Below are 13,560 nucleotides of genomic sequence, written 5' to 3' on the forward strand. Positions count from 1 at the left end.
CGCGCAGAGACTTGACAGGATTTTGCACACTGCATATATTGGCGGTATGCATTGCCATTTAACCTGCTGCCGGAACGCGCCGGTTGCGTTGAGAAAGGAAGATTCCCCATGACATTTAGACGAGGATTTATTGTTGCCCTTGCACTGGCCTTTGCCGCGGCACCATTGTTCTTACAGACCGCAGAGGCAAAAGTGACCAAAGGGCAGGCTTCTGTAGCCAAACGCTCGGGCAAATTGTATATCAACCAGCGCCAATACGACAAGGCGATGGAGCAGTATATGATCGCGGCGGAAGGACGTCCCGACGATTCCGAGGTGCAGTATTATTTAGGGTGGCTCTACGGTCAGAAAGAGCTTTTTGAAGAGATGAATGAGCACTATAATCTGGCAACGGACAGAAAGTGGAAAAGGAAAGTCGATGCCGATCGCAAAGAACTCTGGACGCGGTATTACAACATGGCCGTCAAGGGGATGAATGCCCAGAGGTTCGATTTTGCCATTGAGCAATTCGATCTCGCCATTACGATTAATCCCAATGAAGCCGACGCTTATGAAGGGCTGGCTATTACGCATCTCAATATGGGCAGTTCAGAAGCGGGTATTGAGATGTATCAAAAAGCGATTGAGCTCAATCCCAAGAAAGCGCAGTCTTTTTTCAATCTGGGCGGCGCGCTTATGAATGTCGAACGGATTGAAGAGGCACTTGAAGCGTTCAAAAAGGGCCATGAGATTGATCCCGAAGAAATCAATATTTTGCAGCACATGTCGATTGCCCAATATCGACTGGGCGATAAAGAAGGCGCGGCGGAATCAGCGGAGAAAGCACTGGCTATTGCCGGTGATGATCCCAAAATTTTAAATATTGCCGCGACCATTTATTTGCAGGCAGAGAACTACGAAAAATCTGCCGCAATTCTCGAAAAAGTGGTTGAGATACAACCCGATAATATGGACGCGCTGTTCAATCTCGCTATTGCGTATAAGCAACTCGACAAAGGCGATAAAGCACTCGATCTGTTTGCAAAAAGCGTTGAAGCAAATCCGACTGACGCCGATGCGTGGTACCAGCTTGGCCTGCTCGCAGACAAAATAGATGCTTATGACAGGGCTATTGAAGCTTTTGTAAAAGTGACTGAGTTGCAGGCGAGTAATGCCAGAGCATGGGCGGCGTTGTCTCGCGTTTATGCGCGCAAGTCCGAAGTCTCGGAAGGCGAGGTTGCCGCAGAATGTGTGAAAAAAGCAACTGAGGCATTTCAGATGTACGAGGCGCTTCAGAGCCAGAATCAGGAGTAGCTGATCAATCGCGTCTCGGTTCACCATAGTGAGAATTTAGATAAACAATTCAACCATCAAAACCCCGTACAAAAGTGCGGGGTTTTCTCCATCCATTCACCAGAAAGAGGAGTATCGATGTACCTGACAGATGAAAAGGTTGCAGTGATGGGCGCGGCAGGCGCCATTGGTTCTAACCTTGCGCAAACGCTCCTGTCTTCGGGCACGGCGTCTCGCGTATCTATGTACGATCCTTTTGCGCCGGGTCTTGAAGGCGCAGCCGAGGAGGTCTATCACTGCAGTTTTCCCAATGCCGACGTGACGTGGACAACCGATGTTGCCGAAGCACTTGACGGCGCTTCTTATGTTATCAGTTCGGGCGGCGCGCCGCGCAAAGAGGGCATGACCCGCGAAGACTTGCGGCGCGATAATGCAGAAATTGCCAAACAACTCGGCCTTGATATCAAACAGTATTGTTCCAACTGTAAGTTTGTCATCATTATTTTTAATCCCGCCGATATTACGGGGCTGACGACGCTGGTACATTCGGGACTCGAACCCGGGCGCGTGACGACTCTCGCCGCGCTCGATAGCACGCGCTTGCAAACTCGACTGGCACAACATTTCGACATTTTGCAAAGCAAAGTCACGGGTTGCCGCACGTATGGAGGGCACGGCGAACAGATGGCCGTGTTTATCGGCGGTATCCAGGTTGACGGCACGCCTCTCACCGATATTCTCAATGGAGAGACTGTCAATGGCGTTGGCATGAGTGCCGATGAATGGGGAGGTGTTCAAGATCACGTGCGCGGGGGTGGTGCTCGCATTATTGATTTGCGCGGGCGTTCTTCGTTTCAATCGCCGGCACAACAAAGCGTTTTTATGCTGCGCGGCGTTCTGGTGGGCGAGTCTTATGATTGGCCCTGTGGTGCATATCTCAATGATGGGGAATTTGATCGTATTATGATGGCGATGCCTGTGACTCTGTCTGCGTCGGGTGTGAACTGGTCCATGCCCGATGGCACTCAAGACGATATCAATGCCCTGCGCGAATCCTACGTCCATCTGACTGCGTTGAGAGACCAGACTATTGACGACGGTATCTTGCCTCCGCTCTCTGAGTGGGGCGGTAGCAATATTCATCTCGGGTGAGAAAGTTAGAAGGTTTATTATGCCCTATTCTCCTATTGGTCAATCCATACAGGCGCTCGATACGCCTGCGCTGCTCATTGATCTGGATAAGATGGAAAATAATATCCAGAAGATGGCGGCTCGATGTCGAGATAGCGGGTTGCACTGGCGGCCCCATGCCAAGGGCCACAAAACGCCCGCTATTGCCCACGAACAATTGCGCGCAGGTGCTATTGGCATTACCTGTGCTAAACTCGGTGAAGCCGAGGTACTGGCAGATGCCGGTATTTCGGATATACTTGTCGCCAATCAAGTTGTCGGGCGAGAAAAAGTCGCGCGTCTGGTCAATCTGCGCCGCCGTGCAGATGTTATGGTGGCGGTTGACGATCCCGTTCATATCCGAGCGATCAGTGATGCGGCCACAGATGTTGGGGTTGAGGTGCGCGTGCTTATTGAAGTAGATGTCGGTATGAAGCGCTGTGGCGTGCCACCAGGTGATTCGACCCTCGCGCTGGCACAGCAGGCACACGATGCGCCCGGTGTGGTTTTTGCGGGGATTATGGGTTACGAGGGCCATGCGATGTCTCTGGATGATGCTGCCAAAGAAGCCGCATGCAGGAAGGCTGTGGGAGAGTTGTCAAAGACGCGCAATCTCATCGAGGATGCTGGGTTGCGCGTCGGTATTGTCAGTGCAGGGGGCACGGGTACGCTCGCGTTTACCCCCGATTTTCCCGGTATTACTGAGATACAGGCTGGCGGGGGCATTTTTATGGATACTTATTATCGCGATGGACTCCATGTTCGCGGTTTGGAACACGCGCTTTCCGTGCTGACCACGGTGATTAGTCGCGCGGCTCCCGACCGCGCAGTTGCCGATGCCGGTCGCAAGACGACGAGTAGCCATCCTTCATTGCCCGAGGTCAAAGATCGAACAGATGTCGTTGTAACGGGCCTGGCGGCAGAACACGCCTTACTCAGCCTGATGAATAGCGATCTAAAAATTGGCGATAAAATCCAATTTATTTCCGGGTATTCCGACATGACCGTATTTTTGCACGATCAGATCTACGGCACGCGCAATGACCGCGTCGAAGTCGTGTGGGATATTCTCGCGCGCGGCAAAAAACAATGATCCGGTTTTTGCCTCTTTTTTTTTCTGTTTTCCTCTGGTCTTCAATTTTATCTGCCCAGACTGATTCAACATCTGTTCTCGACGCGCAGTGCCGCGATGCCGATACCGGTGCAAGCCTGCCTTATGTCACCGTTGTTATCCGCCGATCGGGCGAATTCCCCCGCGTTCACATTACCGATCTACACGGGCGCATTGAGATAGAAGGGCTCGCGCCTGGGATCGCACACGTCCAGGCGCGTCGCCAGGGGTATGCCCCATTTGATACGACTCTCGTGCTTTCGCGCGGTTTGATCTCCACGCTGGAACTTTCACTTTTATCCATCCCTATACTCCTGCGCGAGGAAACTGCAGTGCAGGAGCACTCTGCGACCGATCTGATTCGCCTTCTGATCGCGAATACCCGATTTGAATATCTCCACACTGGTTACGCAAATATGGCTACTTATGCTTTTGATGCGTACAGCAGCCAGAAGGTGATTAACCGCAAAACAGAAGAAATTGTTGCGGGTATTGAATACACAATCAAAGGCTATCACCAATCTCCAGATCGCATCGCGCAGCATATTACGGGCATACGCAATTGGGGCAAGTGGCGGTTGAGTGTTTCCCCGGGTCTCACGCAAAGCCCTGCGCGGGGTATTGTAGATGATAAGTCCTTTGAAATTGTGCCGCATCCGCTGTCGCCAGACGCGCTGGAACACTATCACTATGAACGCATTTCTACGGTACAGGTGGGCGATCTCCACGTTTCGCGCCTTGGTGTGTCGCCGCGGCACGGGCACAAGCCGGGTTTGCTCGGCGATTTGTGGATCGCTCGCGATGATTTTTCGCTTGTGGGCTATGATCTGCGTCTCAATTTTCCCGCGCTCTTGCAATTGCGCGGCATAGATCACTGGCAGGTTTATCAGCAAAATACGCGATATCTCAACGAGTACTGGTTGCCCGAGCGTCAAATTTGTACGATTAAGACACGCGATTATACCGCGCAAGCGACCACGCGTTGCTATCGATATGATCTCAATACGGATTTGCCCTCCGCAATTTTTGAAGCGCCGGAAATTGTGATTCTTCCAGAGGCGACCACGCGAGATAGCTCTTTTTGGGCCGCACATGCCGCAGATCGAGATACCGCACATCTCCGCATGAAGGGCGAACTGCTGCAAGGCAATCTACCCGCGGCATGGAAAAAGCAATTGGGAATTAAGAATTAGGAGTTAAGAAATTGACCAATGCCTATTCTCTTTTCAAATGTGCATTTTTCCCGCGATGTGCGCCTTTATTTAGCGGCTAATGCGCTGTTTGGTTTTGTCCTCTTCGGTGGTATTTATCCCCTTTTGTACAATCTCTATTTGTTGCGCCTGGGGTATAATACCGAGTTTGTGGGGTTGGCCAATGCCACGGGGGCACTGTGTTTTGCCCTGTCCAGTTTGCCCAGTGGGATGCTGGGTGGGCGCTGGGGCAGTCGGTTTACGATGGTTGTTGGGATTTGTGTGTCTGTGGCGGGTTTTGGATTGCTTTCACAGGCGGAGTTGCTTTCTTCCGGCACGCGCGATTATTTTATTTTAATATCTTATTCGCTCGGTGTGATGGGTATTGCGCTGTTTATTGTGAATGGTACGCCTTATTTGATGGGCATTACGAGTCCGGTTGAGCGCGATCCGGTTTTTGCCGTGCAGGCCGCGCTGATGCCGTTTTCGGGTTTTGTCGGGAGTATGTTGGGGGGCGTTGTTCCGGATTATTTGGCAGGTGTGCTCGATGTGTCACTCGCGCAGCCGGTTGTTTACCGCTATACGCTGTTCATCGGCGTGCTTTGTTTGATTCCGGCAGTTTTCGCGCTGCTCGCCACGCAGGATGCTCAGGTTGAACGCCGGCGAGAAGAGGGAGATAATGGCGATGTGTCCAGTGCGCCTGCGCTTCCACTTGCGGCCATTGTTATTACCTCGCTGATTTCCGTTCTCCACGTCGCTGGCGAAGCGGCTGCGCGCACATTTTTTAATGTTTATATGGATGAAGGGCTCAATATCAGTCTTTCTCTTATCAGTGTACAACTCGCCGCGGGCCAGTTGCTCGCTGTTCCGGCTGCGCTGTCTCTCCCGTTTTTTTCTGCGCGTTTGGGCATTCGTCGGACGGTGGTTCTGGTAACGGTTTTTACAGCTATTTTTCTTTTTTTTATGGCGCTGGTCTCAAATTGGATTGTTGCGGGGGTTTGCCTGATGGGGATTATGGCAATGGCTTCGATTCGCCGCTCGGCTTTTGCCATTTTTCACCAGGAATTGGTGCCCGTGCGCTGGCGTACTGCCATGTCGGGCGCGACTGCTATGATGTCGGGGGTGGGCTATTCGGCAATGGCTCTGGGCGGTGGGTATATGATCCCGGTTGCGGGGTATTCGAGCCTTTTTTTGACCGGGTCTGTGCTTACTGGGATAGGGGCGTTTTTGTTTTGGATTTGTTTTCGGGGAGATAAATCGGACCGCTGACACAGGAGGCTGATATGAATGCGGAGAGGCCCAATATTCTTTTTTTGCTTACCGATATGCAGCGCTATGATGCGCTGGGGTTTAATGGCAATGCGGTGTGTAAGACACCGGCGATTGATCGCATTGCCAGAGAGGGCATGCGTTTTTGCCGGGCTTATACGCCCATTGCCCTTTGCTCTCCCGCACGCGGGTCGTTGCTTACGGGGATGTTTCCGCACAATCACGGACAGATGTCGAATATGGGCAATTTTAATCGGGCTTTTGATTTGAATATTCTGGATAAGCCCGCGTATCCGCAGATTTTATCTGACGCGGGTTATAATGTCGGTTATGTGGGCAAGTGGCATTTGCCCAGGGAGGGCGATAGCGAGTTTTGGGGGTTTGACCCGTGGCATACGACGCGTGATTGGAACCAGAGTGTGCGCGATGCGGGTTTTGATTGGGGATATGCTCAGGAGGTGCAGCGCATGGAATGGGGAGGTGACGCGCCTTTTTGCGGTCGGTCGCAGTTGCCCGCCGAGTATATGCAGGAGCACTGGACTGCCGATAGGACGATTGATCTGATTGAGGGATTTTGTGAGGGCGATAAACCCTTTATGATTTGTAGCAGTTTTTTTGGTCCGCATTTTCCCTATTGTGTGCCGGAACCCTATGATGAGATGTACGATCCCGATACTGTGGCGCGCTGGATCAATTTCGACGAGCAGTTTGTCGATAAACCGAGTGTTCAGCAAAAGGAGATGCTCAGGTGGAATGCCAGCCATTTGACCTGGCCCGATTGGCAGAAGGTGATCGCGACCTATTGGGGATATTGCACGTTTATCGATGATCAGGTGCAGCGCGTTTTGGATGCTCTGGAAGAAGTAGGTCAGTTGGACAATACGATGATTGTGTACAGTTCGGATCACGGCGATATGTTGGGCAGTCACCGCTTGTTTAACAAGATGATGAATATGTACAATGAGACGCACCAGGTTCCATTGGCGATCCGTTGGCCGGGTGTTGTTGAACCCAATCGCGTTTGCGATGATTTTGTGAGTCTGGTCGATATGATGCCGACGTTTCTCGAGATGGCAGGTGTGGATATTCCCGATAAGGTCGATGGGTGTTCTTTGCTGCCCTTATTGCGCGGGGAAACGCCGTCGGACTGGCGGGAGGATATTTTTGCGGAACATCACGGGTACGAGCCTGCGCTGTGTACGATTCGAATGGTGCAGACCCAAAAGTGGAAGTATATCTACAATCCGTGTAGCGAGGATGAACTCTACGATCTGGTGAGTGATCCCGGAGAGTTGCACAATTTAGCGCCTAAGTTGGGGTACAAACATGTGCTCAGGCGCATGAAAGATCGCATGGTCAAATGGCTGAGAGATACCAACGATGGAATTGTAAATGATGGCGGCTGGCAGTCAAATTCTTATGATTTGTTTGTGTCGGGACGAGAGCGTTGAAAAAAGCATCCACAGAAAAAAACGCGAATAATTTGAGCGTTTTTCGCAGATGAACGCAGATGGAAAAATCAAAAGAAGAGCGCGTAATTTGAGAAGGCTCACAGCATAGGCATACGCTGGGCACAACGCCAGTAAAGTTAATAGTAAAAAAGGGTTACGTCGAGGTGGCGTAACCCTTTCTGTCTTTTGTCCTTGTTCACTCGTGCCGGAGTATCTGAACCAGATCAGTGATTGCTGCATGGAGATACCGAATCCCGGTTTCGGCCAACAGTGCGGGCTGAGAAAATTTGCATGAAAGTTGCCCTACCGAGTGATACCCAGCAGGACAACTTGCCACAGTATGACGGTATTAGAGCATCTTAGGCCAATGAATGCCTTATTTAGTTCGGTTCCATTTCCAGATGCGCAAGAAGGTCACAGAGCTACTGGGAGGGTAATGCCAGCTTAGATGTTCGTATCGATGTCCTGGAAGAACAATCTCCATCTGGTAGAAGTTTCCATCCTTATCTACACGAAACAAGAAGCTCCCATATGGTTTGTCAGGGAATGAATTAATTGGACAGTTGGGTGGGGTGCTCAAAACGCTTCCCTGAAGGTTGTGCAGGGTAATAAACTCCTCTCTGGGATTTCTATTGACCAGCCATTGAACGAATACCTCATTCTTGCCAAATGGGAGAACCGCAATGGCTTTTGCCTGGAAGGACAACGATGACGGTTTCTCGGGTGTGAACGCTATCCAGTCATCCATCTGGCTCCGCGTATCATCGAACTTTTGAAAAGTACCAGTCGCATTTCGGGATGATCCGGTAATGAGGTAGCTCGCATAAAAATTAGCGTTCTTAAGTAGCCTCGAAGCATTCGGTATTACACGAATCGTCTCCCCAGACTCGTTTAGAATTAAGAGGTTTCCGGCATCTGAATATAAGATCTGTCCTGATTTGTCAACGCCAAAGTCGCCTGATCCTCCTATACCTGGGAGGCTAATTTTTTTTATCTCCTCACCTTTAGAATTCAAAAAGAGGAGAGTGGGATTATTTGAACTTGGATATCCAACAATCACATTGCCAGAAGGATGGGTTTTGATACTCTTATAGTGCTGCGGAAGTGTGACTGCGAATTTGAACTGTCCATTCTGGTCGAACTTTTGAACCCGGTCATTTCTGGTATCCAGCACCCAAATCGATCCGCTGGTGTCAATTGTAAAGTCTGTCGGATAGTGCCACCCACCTCCTTCTGGTGCGAAACTGATACCAAACTGTCCGGGTTGGGTGCCCACTTTGGCCTCAATGACAAGCAATGGGCTATCGAAAGATACCTGGTTGGCCGTTGATTCATCCGTGGACAGGGTAGGTGACATTGCCACGAAAGCGAAAAACAGTAATTTTTTTAGATACCGCATGGGATAAATTTTTAGTGATCGTGATGGTCGTGAATGGCGTATTCCGCTGTTCTGGCGTCCAGTTGTTCCCGGCTGATCAAGCCCCTATCAATGAGCAATTCTTCGAGGGAAGCGACCCATCGGGCATAGTAGCTCGATGGGTTGTTGTTTTGTTCTGCATCGGCGATTTCCGAAGCCAATTGGGAACTGAACGCACGCCATTCGTAGAGGTCTTTTTCGTTGAGTGCAACGGCAAGACCGAAAGCGCGCGCTTCCCAGGGCGCCTGAAAAACGAGTTCTCCATTTTCTCTGGGCAGGGCGATTTTCGTGTCCATGGTGGCGATTTTTTTGTCGGTTTTTTGCGTCATTCTGGTCTCACTTTGAGGGCGATTCGATTTTGGTGACGCCGATCATTGCGTCGCGCGTGACAAGTGAGATGAGTTGTTCTTCGGTGTAGTTTTCTGTGCCGGCAGGGCGTTCGGGCAGGACCATGTAGCGGAGGTCCGAGTTGCTGTCCCAGACGCGGATTTCTACGGTGTCGGGCAGGTCGAGGTCAAATTCCCGCAAGACGGCTCTTGGCTCTCGTACAGCTCGCGAGCGGTACGCGTAGGATTTGTACCAGTTCGGAGGCAAGCCGAGTACGGACCAGGGATAACAGGAGCAAAGGGTGCAGACGACGAGGTGGTGGACGTCCGGGGTATTTTCCAATACGACGATTTTGGCACCCTGCGCGCTGTCAAAACCCAGTTCGGCAATTGCCGCTCTGCCATCCTCCAGCAGCCGTTGTTTGTAGTCCGGATCTGTCCAGGCGCGGGCAACCACTCTGGCTCCGTTGAGGGGACCTACGTCTTTTTCGTATTTTTCCACGACTTCGTCTATAATATCTGCTGTGATCAATCCCTTTTCGATGAGGAGCGATTCGAGCGCTCTGGTGCGCAGGGCTGCGTCGGTCTCGGTCTGGGTAACTGTGTTCATAAAAAAATCCTTTTGTGCTTGAGGATGGTTAAACGGGTTCCAGGTAGCTTTCCCACATGTCCAGATAGACGGCACTTTTTGTTTCGGCGGCACTACCCCATAGTTCCGAGGCTTCAAAGCGCACGGCGTATAAGGGTTGCTGGCGGTTTGTACACCCTGCGGGCAGTTCGGCGTCCTGGAGGTTGTCGATGCCGTAGTAATTGGTGATTGTGCCGTATTTGCCCCGTACGTATCGGGGGAGCCGGGTGTGGCCCTCGGGATGGATGTTGCGCGATCTTACGCGGTCGCCATTGGAAAATTGCGGCTGGATGTCCATTTTTTGCTGGGGTGGGGTAGCAGGGCGCGGTCGTTTGAGTTCCGCTCTGACGGCATCGGGATCGGGGTGTGCCGGGGTTTCGGCATTAGGATCGTTTCGGAAGAGTGCCATCCGTGTTTCCATCTCTTCCGGGGTTAGTACGCCGGCGTCGATCAGTCCTTTGATACGGGAATACAGCCATTTTTCGTAATAGCTGGACGAGAGGTAGTGCGCCGGGTCCATGTTTTCGATATTGTTGCGGGAGCCTCCGGGGATCGGCACAGGTGTGGCTACGGATATGGCGAGTACCCGGCTTTCCCAGGGGTGGTGAAATAAGGGTTCGTTTTCTTCGCGCTCTATGGGACCAAATCCATGCATCCCACCCATGTCGTGAATGCCATCCATGTTTGCTCCTGTGTTTAGCTGTCGTGGATGTTTGCCGGGTTTCTGAGGGAGACATAGTTTAATTTGTACTTGATATTTTGTCAACTACCCAATTGCCTAAATGGAAGGTCAAAGCACGAGCAGAACGCCAGCTATACAGAGAGTAACTCCTGTGAGAAGGCGGAGCGTGATTTGTTCTTTGAGAAAGATTACTGCCAGAATAAGTGAGAGGACAGGTGTTGCAGTTGTTACTGTTGCTGTTTTAGCGGGTCCGATGAACAGAACGGCCTCGACGTAGAAGAAAGATCCGAGGCCCATGCCTGCAAGTCCGGTGAAGGCAATCAGCGCAAATGTGCGCCATCCGATGTCGCGCAGGTTGCCGCGCCCCTGATTGAGCCGCCAAATACCAAATAATGCCAGGGCTACGAGCGGCATTCGCACGCTGTTGGCCTGAATACTGGTGAGATGCGTCATTGCAGGTTTGAGCATGGTGGTGCTCAAACCCCAGAGTAAAGATGTGATAAGGGCAAAGGTTATCCCGCGTTTGAGGCGGATGGGGTGTTCTTGTGTGTCTGTGCGATTCTGGCGCGGTCGTTGAGAGAGTAAGATAACGCCGGATGCCGCCAAAACACATCCGAAAATAAAGGTGCGGGTGACGGGTACATCGAGCAGCAATTGCTCCCAAATTAGCGTGGTAATTGGAAGTGTGCCAACCAGAGCCATTGTGCGCGATACGCCAATTTCTTTCATGGCGTGTAAATAGAGTTGATCGCCAATGACTATGCCGATGAAAACGGAGCCGATCAACAGTCCCCATTCGTGTAGCGGTACGTTGGAGAGTGTGGACAGGGGGGGACCAAAAGGCAATAGCATCCAGAAAAAAGGTCCAGAGATCCCACAGCGGATGGCTGTGATGAGTGCCGATGGCTGATGCTGGGATAGCGTTCTTAAGACGAGGCTGGTAGATGCCCAAACCAGTGACGCCCCAAGAGCAACTCCTTCGCCGTAATTGATCAACCGTACGCTCCGTTGTGTATAAAAAAGGGTTATGCCGAGCGGCATAACCCTTGCTATGCGAGAATTTATGGTGCCGAAGGTGGGATTCGAACCCACACGGGCCTAAGCCCACGGCGCCCTGAACGCCGCACGTCTACCAATTCCATCACTTCGGCACCTGATCCAGTGTGAAGGCAATATATCAAATCGCTTATGGGTTGTCAAGATGGTGAGCGCGTCGCAGCCGCCGCATCATGGCAGGGCAGCGAGGGCGGCGAATAGCGCTTTGATGTAGCCCACGGAGTAAGCCAGCCCACCGGTGATGGGATCGTTGTCGCCTTCGAGTCCGGGAATGTGATCGGGATTCAGGCAGCCATCAAAGCCCACGCGATTGAGTTCCAGCAAGAGCTTAAACATGTTCATGTCGCCGTCGTCGAGCAGGGTTTCTTCAAAACCGCGGGCTGTGGCGAGTGAGCCGCGCACATTGCGGAAGTGTACCATAAAGATGCGACCTTTGCGGCCGTAGTTGTTAATTTCGTCGAGGACGAGCGGTGAACCTCCCGCTTCGGCGCGGGTGCCGCAACAGTAGAGGTAGCCGACTTGTGCGCTGGGAAAGGCGTCGATGACGCGGTGAAATCCCAGGCCGCCCAGCGGGGTGTCCGGGTTGGGGGTGTCGGACGGGTGAATGGCGAGCTTAATCCCGGTTTCTTCGGCTATGGGCACGAGGTTTTCATAGACGATGCAGAAGTGTTTCCACCAGTCTTGCAGGGCTTCGTAATCGGGTGTTTCGGGCACGGGATTGGTCAGTGCCTGACTTTCGCCTCGCGAGAGGTATCCGCCGCGGTGTTCAGACCGGTAGCGAAACATGAGTTCGTTAAAGGTGTCGCCCCAGAATCGCTGTCGGGCAATGGGTACGCCTGCTTCGGCAAGTATGCGCAATGCCGCACATGTATTTTCGAGTTCTTTTTCGCCGCCGGGTTGATCGGTCATAAATTTTTCTGTGATATTTGGCAGGCTGACGCGGTTGATCGACAGGCCCCAGGAATGGATTTTTTTCTTCACTTTTAGAAGTTCATCCAGGTCGGGATACCCCTGTTCTGCAACGCCGGGAATGTCCGTATCAGTTCCAAAATCGAGGGCGTCAGCGCCGAGTTGGGTGACAAATCGCAGATACGAATCGGAGAGTTCGCGGTGCCAGACGGAAACTTTCATGAAGACCTCCTTGTGTTGATGGCTCTCAGTGTGAGCCACAAAGTATAGACCGCGCAGATTAGCAGGGCCGCGGTCACGAGATGGAGTACTTGAAATACGCGGGGTAGGCCGCCATACGCCAGAGCGATGCCGGTGGCTGCTTGAAACAGAATGAGTGCAAGTGCGAGGAGGCTGCTCACTTTGAGCAAGCCTCCTATTGCATTTTTGCGTATGATATAGACGAGATAAGCGGCGACGGCAATTACCACCCAGGTGAAGGATCGGTGGATATGGTCCATAAGGCCAATATTGGCGATCCACGCACTGCGAGCGACGCCTTCGCTGTTTTTGATATAGGGATCAATGGCTTCGCGCACCTGTGTGCCGAGTAGCATCTGAAGACATACGATGATGAAGAGCCAGGCTGAGAGGTGGGCGAGTAATTTGGGGGTGGGCAATGTGGCGGGAAGGCGGATGTCAACGGCGCGAAATGTGACGTAGAGCAACAGGCATAAGAGTACCATCGCGCCTGCCATGTGCAGGGTGATCATGCCGGGTTTGAGACCGGATTGTACGACTTGACCGCCGAGCCAGCCTTCAAAGCCGACGAGGAAGACGGCTATTAGCGATCCGTAGAAGATGGCGGGGTGTGTTTTTCGGTATGGGATGGCGCGCAAGAAGGTGGCGATGACAAGCAGGCCGATGATCATGCCGATGAGGCGGTTGATGTATTCGATCCACATTTTGACCGGGTTGAAGTCTTCGATGTTTAGTCCGCGTTCTGCGAGATAGGCCCGGTCGATGTCGTCAATACTCGAGGGCGGGAACCAGCAGCCCCAGCACCGAGGCCAGTCGGGCCATCCCAGGCCCGCGCCTGA

The 13,560-nt window shown here is 52.2% G+C and carries 13 protein-coding genes and 1 tRNA gene; 6 read left to right on the plus strand and 8 right to left on the minus strand.

Annotated elements, in window-relative coordinates:
- Positions 1–108: 108 nt before the first annotated feature.
- The 6 genes from OXH16_08960 to OXH16_08985 all read left to right on the plus strand — a co-directional run bounded on the left by OXH16_08960 (position 109) and on the right by OXH16_08985 (position 7,463).
- Entirely contained in the window at positions 109–1,293 is a 1,185-nt protein-coding gene (locus OXH16_08960) for a tetratricopeptide repeat protein (protein ID MCY3681517.1), read from the plus strand.
- Positions 1,294–1,410: 117 nt separating this feature from the next.
- Entirely contained in the window at positions 1,411–2,424 is a 1,014-nt protein-coding gene (locus OXH16_08965; protein ID MCY3681518.1) for a malate dehydrogenase, read from the plus strand.
- A gap of 19 nt (positions 2,425–2,443) precedes the next feature.
- Positions 2,444–3,535: a DSD1 family PLP-dependent enzyme gene (locus tag OXH16_08970; GenBank protein MCY3681519.1), complete on the plus strand. Its 1,092-nt coding sequence runs from the start codon at positions 2,444–2,446 to the stop codon at positions 3,533–3,535.
- Positions 3,502–4,746: a DUF5686 family protein gene (locus OXH16_08975; GenBank protein ID MCY3681520.1), complete on the plus strand. Its 1,245-nt coding sequence runs from the start codon at positions 3,502–3,504 to the stop codon at positions 4,744–4,746. Before OXH16_08970 ends, OXH16_08975 begins: the two co-directional genes overlap by 34 nt.
- Before the next feature lie 18 nt (positions 4,747–4,764).
- Complete coding sequence (locus tag OXH16_08980; protein MCY3681521.1) at positions 4,765–6,012, plus strand: MFS transporter; 1,248 nt, start codon at positions 4,765–4,767, stop codon at positions 6,010–6,012.
- Between the two features lie 14 nt (positions 6,013–6,026).
- Positions 6,027–7,463, plus strand: coding sequence for a sulfatase-like hydrolase/transferase (locus tag OXH16_08985; GenBank protein ID MCY3681522.1), 1,437 nt, complete (start codon positions 6,027–6,029; stop codon positions 7,461–7,463).
- Positions 7,464–7,839: 376 nt separating this feature from the next.
- Here OXH16_08985 and OXH16_08990 read toward each other — a convergent pair whose 3' ends face one another.
- From OXH16_08990 to OXH16_09025, 8 genes are all read right to left on the minus strand, one after another.
- Positions 7,840–8,739 (minus strand): hypothetical protein, encoded by a 900-nt coding sequence (locus OXH16_08990; protein ID MCY3681523.1) that lies wholly within the window; start codon positions 8,737–8,739, stop codon positions 7,840–7,842.
- A gap of 134 nt (positions 8,740–8,873) precedes the next feature.
- Positions 8,874–9,209 (minus strand): nitrile hydratase accessory protein, encoded by a 336-nt coding sequence (locus tag OXH16_08995; GenBank protein MCY3681524.1) that lies wholly within the window; start codon positions 9,207–9,209, stop codon positions 8,874–8,876.
- Positions 9,210–9,216: 7 nt separating this feature from the next.
- Positions 9,217–9,816, minus strand: a complete 600-nt coding sequence (gene nthA, locus OXH16_09000; protein ID MCY3681525.1) for a nitrile hydratase subunit alpha — start codon at positions 9,814–9,816, stop codon at positions 9,217–9,219.
- A 28-nt stretch (positions 9,817–9,844) separates the two neighbouring features.
- Complete coding sequence (nthB, locus tag OXH16_09005) at positions 9,845–10,516, minus strand: nitrile hydratase subunit beta (GenBank protein MCY3681526.1); 672 nt, start codon at positions 10,514–10,516, stop codon at positions 9,845–9,847.
- Between the two features lie 108 nt (positions 10,517–10,624).
- On the minus strand, positions 10,625–11,512 hold the full coding sequence (locus tag OXH16_09010; GenBank protein MCY3681527.1) for a DMT family transporter: 888 nt from the start codon (positions 11,510–11,512) through the stop codon (positions 10,625–10,627).
- 68 nt (positions 11,513–11,580) lie between these two features.
- Positions 11,581–11,667, minus strand: a tRNA-Leu gene (locus OXH16_09015).
- A gap of 76 nt (positions 11,668–11,743) precedes the next feature.
- The gene (locus OXH16_09020; protein ID MCY3681528.1) at positions 11,744–12,703 is read right to left on the minus strand and encodes a mannonate dehydratase; all 960 of its coding nucleotides are present in this window, start codon (positions 12,701–12,703) and stop codon (positions 11,744–11,746) included.
- A partial coding sequence (locus OXH16_09025; GenBank protein MCY3681529.1) for a COX15/CtaA family protein occupies positions 12,700–13,560 on the minus strand: 861 nt, incomplete at its 5' end. The genes OXH16_09020 and OXH16_09025, both read right to left, overlap by 4 nt.

It is taken from the genome of Gemmatimonadota bacterium, assembly GCA_026705765.1.
Taxonomy (GTDB): Bacteria; Latescibacterota; UBA2968; order UBA2968; family UBA2968; genus VXRD01.